Origin of the sequence: Rhodococcus sp. AH-ZY2 (assembly GCF_030916465.1) — a bacterium.
GTDB lineage: Bacteria > Actinomycetota > Actinomycetes > Mycobacteriales > Mycobacteriaceae > Rhodococcus > Rhodococcus ruber.
This window is the reverse complement of record NZ_CP126458.1, coordinates 828,576-843,722: the sequence shown is the minus strand read 5'-3', so window position 1 is coordinate 843,722 and position 15,147 is coordinate 828,576. Positions and strand designations below refer to the sequence as shown.

Annotated in this window: 14 protein-coding genes; 8 read left to right on the top strand and 6 right to left on the bottom strand. The window is 72.0% G+C overall.

Annotation, left to right across the window (positions count from 1 at the left end):
* Positions 1–30: 30 nt before the first annotated feature.
* Complete coding sequence (locus QNA09_RS04955) at positions 31–1,272, bottom strand: APC family permease (protein WP_119699512.1); 1,242 nt, start codon at positions 1,270–1,272, stop codon at positions 31–33.
* 45 nt (positions 1,273–1,317) lie between these two features.
* Here QNA09_RS04955 and QNA09_RS04950 point away from each other — a divergent pair, with 45 nt between their 5' ends.
* The 4 genes from QNA09_RS04950 (at position 1,318) to pth (ending at position 5,541) form a co-directional block, all read left to right on the top strand.
* Entirely contained in the window at positions 1,318–2,496 is a 1,179-nt protein-coding gene (locus QNA09_RS04950; RefSeq protein ID WP_119699511.1) for an aminotransferase class V-fold PLP-dependent enzyme, read from the top strand.
* Between the two features lie 88 nt (positions 2,497–2,584).
* The gene (locus QNA09_RS04945; RefSeq protein WP_010592960.1) at positions 2,585–4,054 is read left to right on the top strand and encodes an FAD-dependent oxidoreductase; all 1,470 of its coding nucleotides are present in this window, start codon (positions 2,585–2,587) and stop codon (positions 4,052–4,054) included.
* Positions 4,055–4,259: 205 nt separating this feature from the next.
* A complete protein-coding gene (locus QNA09_RS04940) occupies positions 4,260–4,865 on the top strand; it encodes a 50S ribosomal protein L25/general stress protein Ctc (protein ID WP_010592961.1) in 606 nt (201 codons plus the stop codon).
* A 103-nt stretch (positions 4,866–4,968) separates the two neighbouring features.
* Positions 4,969–5,541, top strand: coding sequence for an aminoacyl-tRNA hydrolase (gene pth / locus QNA09_RS04935; RefSeq protein ID WP_010592962.1), 573 nt, complete (start codon positions 4,969–4,971; stop codon positions 5,539–5,541).
* 45 nt (positions 5,542–5,586) lie between these two features.
* On the opposite strand, the gene QNA09_RS04930 is transcribed toward pth, so the two are convergent.
* Entirely contained in the window at positions 5,587–7,221 is a 1,635-nt protein-coding gene (locus QNA09_RS04930; protein WP_010592963.1) for a fatty acyl-AMP ligase, read from the bottom strand.
* Positions 7,222–7,438: 217 nt separating this feature from the next.
* Between QNA09_RS04930 and QNA09_RS04925 the strand changes: the two genes are divergently transcribed.
* Together QNA09_RS04925 and QNA09_RS04920 are read left to right on the top strand one after the other, a co-directional pair.
* Positions 7,439–9,109 (top strand): peptide chain release factor 3, encoded by a 1,671-nt coding sequence (locus QNA09_RS04925; RefSeq protein WP_010592964.1) that lies wholly within the window; start codon positions 7,439–7,441, stop codon positions 9,107–9,109.
* 104 nt (positions 9,110–9,213) lie between these two features.
* Entirely contained in the window at positions 9,214–9,747 is a 534-nt protein-coding gene (locus QNA09_RS04920) for a hypothetical protein (RefSeq protein WP_119699510.1), read from the top strand.
* Positions 9,748–9,842: 95 nt separating this feature from the next.
* Here QNA09_RS04920 and QNA09_RS04915 read toward each other — a convergent pair whose 3' ends face one another.
* From QNA09_RS04915 to QNA09_RS04900, 4 genes are all read right to left on the bottom strand, one after another.
* On the bottom strand, positions 9,843–10,880 hold the full coding sequence (locus QNA09_RS04915) for an enoyl-CoA hydratase/isomerase family protein (protein ID WP_017679495.1): 1,038 nt from the start codon (positions 10,878–10,880) through the stop codon (positions 9,843–9,845).
* A gap of 83 nt (positions 10,881–10,963) precedes the next feature.
* Positions 10,964–11,410 carry a glyoxalase/bleomycin resistance/extradiol dioxygenase family protein gene (locus QNA09_RS04910; RefSeq protein ID WP_017679494.1) on the bottom strand — a complete coding sequence of 149 codons (447 nt, stop codon included), beginning with the start codon at positions 11,408–11,410 and terminating at the stop codon, positions 10,964–10,966.
* 44 nt (positions 11,411–11,454) lie between these two features.
* Complete coding sequence (locus QNA09_RS04905) at positions 11,455–11,934, bottom strand: nuclear transport factor 2 family protein (RefSeq protein ID WP_119699509.1); 480 nt, start codon at positions 11,932–11,934, stop codon at positions 11,455–11,457.
* 97 nt (positions 11,935–12,031) lie between these two features.
* A complete protein-coding gene (locus QNA09_RS04900; protein ID WP_119699508.1) occupies positions 12,032–12,655 on the bottom strand; it encodes a TetR/AcrR family transcriptional regulator in 624 nt (207 codons plus the stop codon).
* 91 nt (positions 12,656–12,746) lie between these two features.
* Between QNA09_RS04900 and QNA09_RS04895 the strand changes: the two genes are divergently transcribed.
* Positions 12,747–14,261 carry a hypothetical protein gene (locus tag QNA09_RS04895; protein WP_064065649.1) on the top strand — a complete coding sequence of 505 codons (1,515 nt, stop codon included), beginning with the start codon at positions 12,747–12,749 and terminating at the stop codon, positions 14,259–14,261.
* A complete protein-coding gene (locus QNA09_RS04890; protein WP_017679490.1) occupies positions 14,258–15,052 on the top strand; it encodes an enoyl-CoA hydratase-related protein in 795 nt (264 codons plus the stop codon). The genes QNA09_RS04895 and QNA09_RS04890 overlap by 4 nt, the downstream gene beginning before the upstream one ends.
* Positions 15,053–15,147 lie beyond the last annotated feature (95 nt).

Sequence of the window (15,147 nt, the reverse complement as noted above, 5' to 3'; positions counted from 1 at the left end):
GTCAACCGGCGACAGGAGGCGGCTGAACGCTCACGCCGCGGCCCGGCGCGTCGCCCGGACGACGACACCGGCCGCGAGCACCACGATGCCGGCCACGACCGCACTCGGCGGCAGCGTCAGCACCAGGACGACGCATCCGACGGCGCCGACGACCTGCAGGAACCGGGGGTAGCGCCGGTTCTCGTCCCGCTGGGTGAAGGCGGCCAGATTCGCGACGAGGTAGTACACGAGAACACCGAAGGATGAGAATCCGATCACTCCGCGCAGATCGACGGTCGCGACGAGCACGCACACCGCCGCCGCGACGGCGAGTTCGGCCCGGTACGGCACCGCGAATCGCGGATGCACCGCGGCGAGCGGCCGGGGCAGATCACCCTGCCGCGCCATCGCGAGCGCGGTGCGGCCGACGCCTGTGACGAGGGCGAGCAGAGCCCCCAGCGACGCCGCCGCGGCCCCGGCGACCACGACGGGCGCCGCCCACGCCCAGCCACCCACGCGGACCGCGTCGAGCAGCGGCGCGCTGCTCGACGCGAGCCGGTCCGGGCCGAGGCATGCGAGCAGGGTCACGCCGACGACGGCGTAGAGCAGCACCACGAAGCCGAGGGCACCGACGATCGCCCGCGGGATGGTCCGGCGCGGCTCGCGCACCTCCTCACCGAGGGTCGCGATCCGCGCGTAGCCGGCGAAGGCGAAGAACAGCAGGCCGGCCGCCTGCAGCACCCCGTAGGCACCGCCGACGGGACCGAACGGATCGGCGGGTTGCGCCCCGGGACCGGCCCAGCTCGCCGTGATCGCGACGGCCAGCGCCACGAGCACGAGGGTCACGATGATGCGGGCGAGCCGGGCCGTGCGCGTGATGCCGCGGTAGTTCACGGCGGTCAGGGCGAGGACCGCGGCGACGGCGACGGGCCGCCGCCACGGTTCCGGCACGATGTAGGAGGCGAACGTCGCGGCCATCGCCGCACAACTGGCGGTCTTGCCGATCACGAAGCCCCAGCCCGCCACGAAACCCCACCACGGCCCGAGCCGTTCCCGCCCGTACACGTAGGTGCCACCGGACGTCGGGTACTGCGCGGCGAGCTGCGCCGACGAGGTGGCGTTGCAGTACGCCACGACCGCGGCGAGGGCCAGGCCGACGAGCAGGCCCGCGCCGGCGGCTGCCGCGGCCGGCGCGAACGCCGAGAACACACCCGCCCCGATCATCGCGCCGAGCCCGATGGCGACGGCGTCGCCGGTGCCGAGCCGGCGTTGCAGGGATTTCGATTCGCTCACGTATACATTCCAAGCACGAAGACATGAACGGGAGGTGCGTCCTCGATGCTCGACCTGCAGCGCGCCCGTCGCGACACGCCCGGCTGCTTCGACCGGGTCTTCCTCGACAGCGCGGGCTCGTCGCTGCCCCCGACCCCGGTGCTGGAGACGACCGTCGCGCACCTGCGACGCGAGGCCGAGGTCGGCGGGTACGTCGCCGCCGCGGAACGCGCCGACGACCTCGCCGCGGTGAAGACCTCGATCGCACGGCTGGTCGGCGCGGAGGCACCGTCGATCGCCCTCGTCGAGAGCGCCACCCGGGCGTGGGCGAGCTTCTTCTACTCGGTGCCGCTCCGCGCGGGCGACCGGATCCTGCTCACCCGTTCCGAATACGCCAGCAATGCGGTCTCCGCGCTGCAACGGGCCCGGGCGACCGGCGCGACGGTGGAGACGATGCCGACGGACGCGCTCGGCCGCATCGACGTCGACGCCCTCACCCGCACGCTCGACGAGCGGGTCAAACTGGTGTCCGTCGTGCACGCCCCCACCAACGGCGGGCTCGTCAACCCCGTGCGGGAGGTCGCCGACGCGGCGCACGCCGTCGGCGCGCTGGTGCTGCTCGACGCGTGCCAGTCCGTCGGGCAGCTGCCGGTGAGCGTGCCCGAGTTCGACGTCGACGCCCTTTCCGCGACCGGACGCAAGTGGCTGCGCGGACCCCGCGGCACGGGCTTCCTGTACGTCCGCCCCCGGCTGGTCACCGAGCTCGAACCGGCCGTCCTCGATCTGCACAGCGCGCAGTGGACGGCCCCGGGCGAGTACCGCCTCGCCGACGACGCGACGCGGTTCGAGCTGTGGGAGACGAACGTCGCCGCCCGCCTCGGGCTCGGTGCCGCCGTCGACTACCTGCTCGACCTCGGGGTCGACGCGGTGACCGAGGCGGTCGCCTACCGCGCCGAACACCTGCGCGAGGGCCTGGGCCGGATCCCCGGCGTGGCCGTGCGCGACCTCGGGAAGGAGCACAGCGGCATCGTCTCGTTCACCGTCGACGGCTGGGAGCCGCCGCGGCTGCGGGAGGCGCTGGCCGCCGAGGCGATCACGGTCACGGTCAGCGGGCGCGGGTCGACGCTGCTCGAGATGTCGGCGCGACGGCTCGAGTCGGTGGTGCGCGCCTCCCCGCACTACTTCGTCTCCCCCGCCGACGTGGACCGGTTCCTGGCGGCCGTGCGGTCGCTGACCCGGTCCTGACCGTCCCGGCGACCGGGACGACCGGTTCCGTCCGGCGGCTCACGCGGTCAAGGTGTGCGAATCCCCGCACCACTTCGAGAGGATCGCGATGACCGAGACCAGTCCCGTCCGTCCTGTTCCCGTCGACCGGATCTCCGCCTGGGATCTCGAGGCCGACGTCGTGATCGCCGGGTACGGCATCGCCGGGGTCTGCGCGGCCGTCGGCGCTGCCGACGCCGGAGCCGACGTGCTGGTGCTCGAACGCACCGGCGGGTGGGGCGGCGCCGCCGCCCTCGCGGGCGGATTCGTCTACCTCGGCGGCGGCACGGCCGTGCAGAAAGCCTGCGGATTCGAGGACTCGGTGGACGACATGCGCGCGTTCCTCACCGCGGCACTCGGACCGGGCGTGGACGAGGAGAAGATCGCCGCCTACTGTGCGGGCTCCGTCGAGCACTTCGACTGGCTCGTCGGCTGCGGTGTGCCGTTCAAGCACGAATTCTGGGGCGAGCCCGGCTGGGAGCCTCCCACCGACGCGGGCCTGCAGTACACCGGCGGGGAGAACTCGGCGCCGTACGCCGCCGTCGCCCGGCCCGCGCCGCGCGGCCACGTGCCGCAGATGAGCAACAAGCGGACCGGTGAGCAGGGCGGCGGCTACATGCTCGTGAAGCCGCTCGCCGAGAAGGCCGAAGCCCTCGGGGTCCGCGCCGAGTACGACGTCCGGGTGCAGACCCTCGTCACCGACGCGTCCGGCCGGGTCGTCGGGGTGCTGGCCAAGCGGTACGGCACCGACCTGGCGATCCGGGCCCGCCGCGGGGTCGTTCTCGCCACGGGCAGCTTCGCCTACAACGACGACATGGTGCGGGCCCACGCCCCGCACCTGGTGGGTCGTCCCGCCGCGTCGATCGAGGAACACGACGGTCGCGCGATCCGGATGGCGCAGGCGCTCGGCGCCGACTTGGCCCACATGAACGCCACCGAGGTGGCGTTCTTCTGCGATCCCCAGCTGATCGCGCGGGGCATTCTCGTCAACGGTCGCGGCCAGCGGTACGTGCCCGAGGACACCTACCCGGGCCGCATCGGGCAGCTGACCCTGCTGAAGAACGACAACGAGGCGTTCCTCGTCATCGACGAGGAGTCGTACGAGGCCGGGGTCGCCGCCCCGACGTCGTCGGCGCAGCTGCGCCACCAGCCGAAGTGGGTGTGCGAGACCGTCGCGGAACTCGAGGCCGAGATGGGTCTGCCCGAGCGGGCGCTGCAGTCCACGGTGGAGGTGTACAACCTGCACGCCGAACGGGGCGCCGACCCGCTGCTGGGCAAGAAGCGCGAATGGGTGAAGCCGATCGGGTCGCCCGTCGCGGCGATCGACCTGCGCGGCATGACCGGCGGGTTCACGCTCGGCGGCCTGCGGACCAGCCTGCACGCGGAGGTGTTGCACGTCGACGGTGCCCCGATTCCGGGGCTGTATGCGGCGGGACGCGCGGCGGCCGGACTGTCGGCGTGGGGGTACTGCAGCGGTGTCTCCCTCGGCGACGGCAGTTTCTTCGGACGGCGGGCGGGCATCGCCGCCGCGGGCGGCTGAGCGCAGGGGGGCATTCGACCCGCTCGGGCGGATCCGGTAGAGTCGATCGAGTTGTCTCGGCGAGGGTGAACCGCGAAATCGCTGGCTCACCGTGATCGACGCGGCTGCGGCTCCGCTCGAGCGTGCCCACGCTCCTGGCCGCGCGCGTCGCCCCTCGCCGGGAAGACCGCCCCAGTTCGAGCCATATGCGTAGGAGCCTTTCAGCATGTCCGAGGAAAACCGTATCGCCGCCGTCGTCCGCACCGAGTTCGGCAAGGGTGCCGCCCGCCGCGCCCGCCGCGACGGGCAGGTGCCCGCCGTCCTGTACGGCCACGGCACCGATCCCCAGCACCTGTCGCTGCCGGCCCGCGAGTTCGCGGCCGTGCTGCGCGCCCACGGCACCAACGCCGTGCTGACCCTCGACGTCGACGGCTCGGAGGAGCTGGCGCTGACCAAGTCGGTCGTGGTCCACCCGATCCGCAACTACATCGAGCACGCCGACCTGCTCGTCGTGAAGAAGGGCGAGAAGGTCACCGTCGAGGTCCCGCTCGTGGTCACCGGTGAGGCCGCCTCCGGCACCCTGGTCGTCAACGAGGTCAGCACCGTCCAGCTCGAGGCCGACGCCCTGAACCTGCCCGAGCAGGTCGAGGTGTCCATCGACGGTGTCGAGGCCGGTACCCAGATCCTCGCGAACGACGTGCAGCTGCCCGCCGGTGCGACCCTGCAGGGCGACCCGGAGCTGCTGCTGGTGAACGTGGTTGCCGCACCGACCGCCGCCGCGATGGAGGGCGAATCCGCGGAGGGTGAGGCCGCCGAGGCCGAAGAGGCCTGAGCCCCAACCGGTTCCGCGTGACACGGGCGAGCGGCGCGTCATCCCCTCGGGGTGACGCGCCGTCGTCGTAGCACTACCCGCCGCAACGGAAGGACACCGCCAGGTGAGCGACGCCACCGCACTCGTCGTCGGGCTGGGCAATCCCGGCCCGCAGTACGAGAAGACCCGCCACAACATCGGCTTCATGGTGGCCGACACGCTCGCCGCCCGCGTCGGCGGGAAGTTCAGCGCGCACAAGCGCAGCAACGCCGAGATCGTCCAGGCCCGCCTCGACGGCCGGCAGGTGATCATCGCCAAGCCGCGCACCTTCATGAATCTCTCGGGCGGACCCGTCGCGGGTCTCGCCCGCTTCTTCTCGGTCGAGCCCGCCGACATCGTCGTCGTGCACGACGAACTGGATCTGGACTTCGGCACGGTCCGGCTCAAGCTCGGCGGCGGGGAGAACGGCCACAACGGGCTGCGGTCGATCTCGAGTGCCCTCGGCACCAAGCTCTACCTGCGTACCCGGGTCGGGATCGGCCGCCCGCCGGGCCGCATGGACCCGGCCGACTACGTGCTCAAACCGTTCTCGTCGACCGAACGCAAGGAACTCGACCTGATCCGCGAGCAGGCCGCGGACGCGGTGGAGCTGCTGCTGCGGGTCGGCCTGGAGGACGCCCAGAACCGGGTCCATTGACGTGTGCCCTTCCGGACCGGCCGCGGTCCGGAAGGACACCCCGCGCTACCCGCCGAGCAGGTGGACGGAACTGCCGCGCCGCAGCTTGCCCGACGACGTCTTCGGGATGCTGCCCGGGCCGAGCACCGCGACGGTGCGCGGCCGCACCCCCACCTCCGCGACGACCGCGTGCACGACGTCGCGTTCGATGCGGCGCACCTCCTCCGGGTCGTCGATCCGGTTGGTCTCGACGGCGACCGCGAACGACTCCCGCTTCTCGCCGGAATCGAGCCGGATCGCGACGGCGTTGCCGGGGCGCACGCCGTCGACGCTGCACGCGGCTCGTTCGATGTCGGTGGGATAGACGTTGCGGCCACCCATGATGATGACGTCCTTGACGCGCCCGCACACCACGACCAGGCCGTCCTCGGTGAAGTAGCCGACGTCGCCGGTGTCGAACCAGCCCTGCGGGTCCTGCGCGGGCACCGGACCGTCGACGGTGAGGTAACCGTGGGTGACGGCCTTGCCGCGCAGCTGGATGATGCCGACGCCGCGGGGCGGCAGTACCTGCCCGTCCTCCCCGACGACGCGGCCCTCGAGGCCGGGCACGAGATGCCCGAGGGTGGGCAGGCGCCGGGCGTTGGACCGGGTCGACGGGACCGCCATCCCGCCGGCCTCGAGCAGGTCGGGGTCGACGAGATCGAGGATCTGCCCGCGTCCCGGATCCGGCACCGAGACCGCCAGGGTGGTCTCGGCCATGCCGTAGACCGGCGCGAGCGCCGCCGGATCGAGCCCGAACCGGGCGCCGGCGGCGGCGAGGGCCTCCATGGTGTCCGGGTCGACCGGTTCGGCACCGTTCCACATCCACCGCACCGACGACAGGTCGACGGCGCCGTCGGGCGCCTGTGCGAGCTTGCGAGCCAGGAGTGAGTACGCGAAGTTCGGTGCGGCCGTCACGGTTCCGCGGTACTTGCTCATCAGCTCGGCCCACAGCAGCGGGGAGCGCAGGAAGTCGAGCGGGGTCACGGAGACGACCTCGGCGCCGACCTGCATGGGCACGCTCAGGAAGCCGACCATCCCCATGTCGTGGAACAGCGGCAGCCAGCTGACCATCACGTCGTCGTCGAGGGAGAACTTGATCCGCTCGATCATCGCGTACGCGTTGACGTAGAAGTTCTCGTGCGTGATCTGCACGGCCTTCGGGGAGCCCGTGGACCCGGAGGTCAGCTGCTGCAGCGCGATGTCCTGCTCGTCGGTGGGCAGCGGGTCGACCGGCGTGCCGGCATCCATCTCGGCGATCGTGACGACGGGAATTCCCCGCTCGGCCAGGAGCGGCGCGGCGATCTCGAACGGCGCGCCGAGCACCACCGCGCGGGCGCCGATCATGCCGATGACGACCTCGGTGTCCCGTGCCCACAGCGCCAGGTCGGTGCGCGGGGTGGGCTGGTGCAGCATCGTCACCGAGGCGCCGCGCATCCACACCGCCTGACAGGCGGGTGCGATGTCCACCGGATTCCCCGCGAGGATGCCCACGGCGTCGCCGTGACCGATGTCGGCCGCGGCGAGGGCACCGGCCATGCGCCGGGCCTGCTCGTGAATCTGCCCCCAGCTCTGGCGCCGGGGAGCGTCGGGCTCGCCGGTGACCAGACCGTGCGGGGAACGATCCGCGGTCTCGTACATCTCGTCGGTGAATCTGCTCACGAACCACTCCTCACGTCGATTCGCCCCCGGGCACCGGGTACGACGTTGCCCAGGGTGCCCCCGATCCGTCCCGGGAGTAAGTCTCTTCGGAGAATGTGACCGAATCTCACGGAAATCGACATTCGATTGCCGAGTAACATGGACGAGTTGTCTGCGATGCGCGAGCCGCCCGCGTGCATCGACGAGCCGCACATCCGCTTCGAGAGGTACTTCCGCGTTGACTACCCCGCCCGTTTCCACCGGCAACGACGCCGGCACCACCGCCGTGTCGTCGAAGGAAGTGCTCGCGGAGGCGGGTCGCCGCCGCACCTTCGCGGTGATCTCCCATCCGGACGCCGGCAAGTCCACGCTGACCGAGGCGCTGGCCCTGCATGCGAAGGTCATCGCCGAGGCCGGTGCGGTGCACGGCAAGGCCGGACGCAAGTCCACGGTGTCCGACTGGATGGAGATGGAGAAGGCCCGCGGCATCTCCGTCAGCTCCACGGCGTTGCAGTTCAACTACCGCTCCGAGGAGTCCGACGACGACGTCGTCAACGTGATCAACCTCGTCGACACACCCGGTCACTCCGACTTCTCCGAGGACACCTACCGGGTGCTCACCGCCGTGGACGCGGCGGTGATGCTGATCGACGCCGCCAAGGGCCTCGAGCCGCAGACACTCAAGCTGTTCCAGGTGTGCCGTCACCGGGGCATCCCGGTCATCACCGTGATCAACAAGTGGGACCGGCCCGGCCGGACCCCGCTGGAACTGCTCGACGAGATCGACGAGCGGATCGGCCTGACTCCCACCCCCCTGTTCTGGCCCGTCGGCATCGCCGGGGACTTCCGTGGCCTGCTGCGGCGCGGGGAGGACGGGGCACCCGTCGAGTACGTCAAGTTCACCCGCACCGCCGGCGGCGCGCGGATCGCTCCCGAGGACCGGCTCTCCCCCGCGGAGGCCGAGGACCGGGAGGGCGGGACGTGGACCGAGGCGGTGGAGGAGTCGGAACTGCTGTCGGCCAGCGGTCAGGACCACGACCAGGAGCTGTTCCTGGCCGGACAGACGTCGCCGGTGATCTTCGCGTCGGCCATGCTCAACTTCGGCGTCCGGCAGATCCTCGACACCCTCGTCGCGCTGGCGCCGCCGCCGCGCGCCCGGCTCGACGTGAACGACGCTCCCCGCAACGTCGACGACCCGTTCAGCGCCGTGGTGTTCAAGGTGCAGGCGGGGATGGACACCGCGCACCGCGACCGCCTGGCGTTCATGCGGGTGGTGTCCGGGGTGTTCGAGCGCGGCATGGTCGTCACCCACGCGCAGACGGGCAAGCCGTTCGCCACCAAGTACGCGCTGACGGTGTTCGGCCGGGAACGGTCCACGGTGGAGAACGCGTACCCCGGCGACGTGGTCGGGCTGGTCAACGCCACGGCCCTCGCCCCCGGGCACACCCTGTACGTGGACCGGAAGGTGGAGTTCCCGCCGATCCCGTCGTTCGCGCCCGAGCACTTCTCGATCCTGCGCGCCGAGAGCGCCTCGAAATACAAGCAGTTCCGCAAGGCCGTCGATCAGCTCGACTCCGAGGGCGTGGTGCAGATCCTGCGCAACGACATCCGCGGCGACGCGTCCCCGGTGATGGCCGCCGTCGGTCCCATGCAGTTCGAGGTGGTGGCGGCCCGGATGAAGGCCGAGTACAACGTCGAGCCGCGGATGGAACCGCTGGGCTACGCGCTGGCCCGCCGCACCGACGCGGCCTCGGTGGACGAACTGAACCGGCAGCGCGGCGTCGAGGTGTTCACCCGGTCCGACGGTGTGCTGCTGGCGCTGGTCAGCGACAAGTGGCGATTGCAGTACCTCCTCAAGGAACTGCCCGACCTCACCCTCGAGCCGCTGGTGGCCGCCGCCGACCAGTGACACCTGTGGTGGGTGGGACCGGTGTGGCTGTGCGTGGGACCGGTGTTGCTGGTAGTTTGCTGTGCCGTCGAGCCGACCCGGGCTCGCGGATGTCAGGAGCGTTCATGGACGACGACTCGACCGCACCGACCGACGGCACGCCGCTGCGCGGCCGTTCCGAGCCGGCGGACGAGTCGCCCGGACCCAAGCGGGCGGGCACCTTCGTCTATCCCCTGCCGGGAACCCTGACCGGCAACGGCGCGTCCGCCCCGGACGCGGTGGGAAGCCACGCGGCGGACCACGACGTCGCCGACGAGGCCGGAGGCAACGGCAGCGATCCGCTCTCGCTGCCGAGCTTCGACGAGATCGTCGCCGGCACGAACGGCGTCGCCGCGGACAGCACGCCGACCGCCGCGTCGCGCCGCAACTCGATGGGAGTGGCATCCGTGCGGATCGCGGCGCGACTGGCGCACACCGAGCTCGCCGCCCGCGCGCAGCGTCCCCACGCCTCCGATCCGACGGTCGAGACCGACGAACTGCTCACCCTGCTCGGTGAGTACCTCGTCGCGGGCGGATTCGAGAAGCCGGAGATCCGCGCCGTGCTGGGCGGGCAGGAGATCGTCGTCGACCTGCTCGCCCCGCGGCGCACCGCGCTCTGACGTCCGCATCCGCGCACCCCCTGGTCGAACGCGCACGAAATTACCTGTGCGGATGACTATTTCGTGCGCGGATGGTCGTCCGGCCGGCCGGGTGCCTACTCCCGGAACAGTCCCGCCACGACGGCCGGGTCCACGTCGCCGATCCCCCGCGGCGACCACGACGGGTTGCGGTCCTTGTCGACGAGCACCGCGCGCACCCCTTCGGCGAAGTCCGGCTCGGCGGTGATGCGGACCGCGACCTCGAGTTCCCGCGCGAAGCACTCGCGCAGCGGGCTCTCGGCGCCGCGGCGCAGCAGCTCCGCGGTGACCCAGAGGCTCGTCGGGGATGCCGCACCGAGCGCCGCCCGGGTGGTGACGGCCCACGTCTCGTCGATGTCGTGGTTGCCGGACAGGCGCTCGACGACGTCGGCGACGGTGCCGTCACCGAACACCGCATCGATGTCCGGGTACCGGTCCGCGATCGCCGACGCGGGGGCCGCCTCGGCGAACTCGTCGAGCGCCGGCTGCCAGTGGCCCTCGCGGATCCGGTCGGCGAGGGCGTCGATCCGGTGACTGGGAACGAAGTGCGTCGCGAGGCCGACGGCGATGGCATCGCCGGCGTCGACGCGGGCGCCGGTCAGCGCCAGGTACAGGCCGACCGCGTCGCAACGGGCCGTGGTGCCGCGCAGCCGCGGCAGGAAATGACTGGCGCCGACGTCGGGGATGAAGCCGATCGCCGTCTCCGGCATCGCCAGCACGGCCCTCTCCGTCACGACACGGACCGCGCCGTGCACCGAGATGCCCAGCCCGCCGCCCATCGTGACTCCGTCGAGGAGCGCGAGATACGGCTTGGGGTAGGTGGCGACCAGTTCGTCGAGCCGGTACTCGTTCGCGAAGTAGTCCCGGACCGTGGCGGTGTCCCCGGCCACGGCGGCGTCCCGCACCGACTTGATGTCGCCACCGGCGCAGAACGCGCGGTCGGATGCGCTGGTGACCAGGACCGCGGTGATCTCCGGGTCGTCGCGCCATGCCAGCAGGGCCTCGTACATGTCGCGGATCATCGACGAGTCGAGGGCGTTGAGGGCCACCGGCCGGTCGAGCACCACCTCGCCGATGCCGTTGGCGACGCGGGTGCGGATGAAGGTGTCGGTCACGCGCCGGAGCCTACCGGCCCCTGCCCCGGCAGCCGATCATGTGGGAGCCCCGATCGCGCACGTGTCTGCGCGGGGCGCCGGACCTACCTGCCGGTACCGGTGGCGGCGCCCTGCCGGCGGCCGGTCAGGGGCCCGACGAGCAGCCATCGGTGTCCGAACGGATCGAGCAGCGTGGCGTTGCGGTGACCGTGACTCTCGGCGATCCAGCGTTCGACGGTGCCGCCGGCGTCGCGGGCCTTGGTGAGCACGGCGTCGGTGTCGTCGACCGGGAGCATCAGGCTCACCGACGTCGCGCCGGCCTCGGGCGCGGACAGGCCCATCTCGGGGAACTCCTCCGCCAGATACACCATCCCGGTGGGAAAGACCAACTCGGCGTGGCCGATCCGGCCGTCCTCCAGCACCACGGGGTCCCCCGCCAGCGTCGCGTCGAACACCTGCCGGTACCAGTCGATGGCACTGCGGGCGCGACCCACGATGAGGTACGGGAGCGCACCGGCCCGGGGGAAGACTTCGGTGTCGGTCGCGGTCATCGGACGGGTCCCCTCCTCTCGGCCGGTACGGGTTCGCGGCCGGTTCAGGACGCGCGGGGCGGCTGCTGCAGCAGCGACCACCGGTTCGAGGTGAGCCGGAAGCTGGGCATGTCGGAAACGGACGTGACTGTCTCCCAGTTCCTTTCGTAGCCGGTGTGGGAGATGCGCCAGAGCCCGTCCGTGCCGCGCACGTAGCGGTCGTGGTAGTAGGCGGACCCGCGCATCACGAGCCCGTCCTCGGGCACCACCACCGTGTCGGCGAGGAACCAGATACCCGTGGCCGTGTCCCCCTCGACGTCGATCTCGGGGTGGCCGCAGTGGTGTTCGGTGATGACGTGGGATCCGAGGGTGTTCTCGAGGAAGTTCAGGAACGCGTCGCGCGATTCGAAACTCAGGTGTTCGCCGTAGACGGCGGTGGCCTCGGGAACCATGGTGTCGGCCAGTTCGATCCACGACTTCGTGTCGAGCGCCCGCGCGTAGCGGTACTTCAGCCGCTCGATCTCACGTATCGCCTGCAGGTCCATTCTCGCGCCTCCCACCACAGGGCCTGTCTGCCAGGCTAGCCGGGATCCCCCTCGGGGGGTATCGATTCCGGCGGCTCGCCGGGCAATTGGATTGCAGTTAGGTCACGGGACCTGGATCGTGTTCCCGTTTCGCGATCAGGGCGCGGATCGCGGCGTCGACGAGCGTGCGGGCGTAGGCGTCGTCGTCCGCCGCCGGTCCGGCGAGGGAGAACAGCACGTGGCTGAGCGCCGCACCGGTGACCATCTCGAGCAGGAGGGTCACCGAGACCTGCGGTGGCAGCTCGCCGCGTTCGACCGCCCGCAGCACGATGGTGCGGGCCGCGACGAGGCGGCTCCGGTTGAGCGTGGTGGTCAGGTGGGCCAGCAGGTCCGGGTGCACGCGCGCGTCGAGCGCGACGCGCAGGCTCACCAGCCCGGGTGTGGTGCGGTAGCCGCGCAGCAATTGGGTGACCAGTTCGACCAGGTCCGTGCGCAACGCCCCGGTGTCGATCGGCACCGGCAGCGGGCTGCGCGCCTCGAGCGCCTGCACGAGCAGTTCGTCCTTGGTGGCCCAGCGGCGGTACAGCGCCGCCCGTCCCACCCGGGCGCGCCGGCCGACCGCGTCGAGCGTGAAGCCGCGCCAGCTCGTCTCGGAGTAGACCTCGATCACGGCGTCGTAGACGCGATCCTCGAGGTCGGCATCGCGGGGTCGGCCACGGCGACGCACGATCGGCTCGGTCACGGTGAGCAGTGTGCCAGACTATTTACAGACTGAATCAGTCCGTATTACTGTGCGGGTGACCGTTGCCCCGACCACTCCCCCGAGGCCGCACATGACCGACCCTGCCCGGACACCCGTCGTCGTCGGCGTGGGCGACCTGCGCTCCGGCCGCGCCGGCGCCCCCGCCGACCCCCGCGAACCGCTCGACCTGATCCACGACGCCGCCGGGGCGGCCCTCGCCGACACCGGCGTCGACGGCATCGCGCGGCGCATCGACGCCGTGTACGCCGTCAAGACCGCGAGCTGGGCGTACGACGACCTCCCGGCGCTCCTCGCCGCACGCCTCGGCGCCGCGGCGGCCCGCACCCACACCAGTCCCCTCGGGGGGCACTGGCCGGCAGCGCTGCTCGACCGCATCGGCCACGAGATCGCCACCGGCACGACCGGCGTCGCGCTCCTCGTCGGCGGCGAATCCCAGGCCTCGGTCACCGCCGCGACGAAGGCCGGCACCGACCCCGCCGCACTCGGCTGGACCACCGACCCCGGCGGCCCACCCGCCTTCGACCCGGACGACCTCGGCAGCCCCGCGATGCAACGCGCCGGCATGCTCGCCCCCACCCGCGTCTACCCGCTGTTCGAGACCCGGCTCAGCCACCAACTCGGGCACTCCCACGACGAATCGCTGGCCTGGTCCGCGCAGCTGTACGCCGCGTTCTCCGAGATCGCCGGACGCAACCCCACCGCCTGGAACCCCGATCTGCGCACCGCCGAGGACATCACCACCGTGGGCCCGCGCAACCGGATGGTCACCGCTCCGTACCCGCTGCTGCTCAACGCGATGCCGTTCGTCGACCAGGCGGCCGCCGTCGTTGTCACCTCCCTCGCCACCGCCCGCGAACTCGGCGTCGCCGAGGACCGGATCGTGTACGTGTGGGGCGGGGCGGGCGCGACCGAACCGGCCGACATCCTCGCCCGCGCCGGCCTCGGCCGGTCCGCGGCACTCGCCGACGCCCTCGCCCGGACGCTCGAACGCACCGACCTGCGGCCGGCCGACCTGGACATCGTCGACGCCTACAGCTGCTTCCCCGTGGTGCCGAAGCTGCTCGTCGAACACCTCGGCCTGCCCCGCGAGACCGTCCCGAGCGTCACCGGCGGCCACTCCTTCTTCGGCGGACCGCTCAACAGCTACACGCTGCACTCCCTCGTCGCCGTCACCCGCCGGCTGCGCACCGACGGCGAGATCGCCCTCGTCCACGGCAACGGCGGCTACCTGACCTACCAGCACACCGTCGTGCTCGCCGCCGCCCCGCACACGCGCGGGTACGTCGGCGATCCCGAGCCACACGTACTGCCCGCCACCGGACCCGATCCCGCCGTCGGCTACAGCGGTGACGTCGAGATCCATACGGCAACCGCGGAATACGGACGCGACGGCCATCCGGCGATCGGGTTCCTGGTGGGCACCACCCCCGACGGCCGTCGAGTCTCCGGCTACACCGACGCCGCCGGCGCGCAGGTGCTCGCCGCGGGTGCGGACATCGTCGGGCGCACCGTCCACGTCGTCGACCGCGGCGGCGCCCTGACCGTCACCCTGACCGATCCCGTCACCGAGGAGTCCCCCGCATGACCGAGCCCGTCGTCCTGGTCGAACAGCGCGGCCACACGCTGCTCGTCACCATCAACCGGCCCGGGGCCGCCAACAGCATCGACGCCGAGGTGCACACCGGCCTCGGCGAGGCGTGGGAACGCGCCGACAGGGACCCGGACGTGCGCGTCGTCGTCCTCACCGGTGCCGGAGAGCGGGTGTTCTGCGGCGGCGCCGACCTCGAGGCCCTCGGGACCGCCGGACCGGGTGGGGTCACCCCGCCCGAGACCGCGCACTGGGGGTTCGCCGGCGTCGTCAGGCACCCGATCGCCAAGCCGATCGTCGCGGCGGTCAACGGCACCGCCCTCGGCGGCGGTACCGAACTCGCCCTCGCGAGCGACCTCGTCGTCGCCGCCGACACCGCCGAGTTCGGGTTGCCCGAGGTCCACCGCGGCCTCATCGCCGGCGCCGGCGGGGTGTTCCGCATCGTGCAGGCCATCCCGCGGTCCGTCGCGATGGAACTCGTGCTCACCGGCAGGCCGATGTCCGCGGCCGACGCTCTGCGCTGGGGCCTGGTCAACCGCGTCGTCCCCCGGACCGACGTCCTCACCACCGCGCTCGAGCTCGCCGACCTCGTCGCGACCGGCGCGCCCCTGGCCGTGCAGGCGAGCAAGACGATCGCCCGCGGCATCGTCGACGGCATCGTCCCGTCCGAGGAACCGGCCTGGGACGCGACCGAAGCCGCCCTGGCCCGGCTGACCACCAGCGCCGACACCGTCGAGGGCGTCATGGCTTTCATGCAGAAGCGCGCACCCGTCTGGAGCGGACGATGACCACCGCACTGGATCGGGAGACCTGGGACACCCCCGAGCGGGCGGCTCCGCCGCCGGTGCGTCCTTTGGGCTGCTACTGCCGCCCAAAGGACACA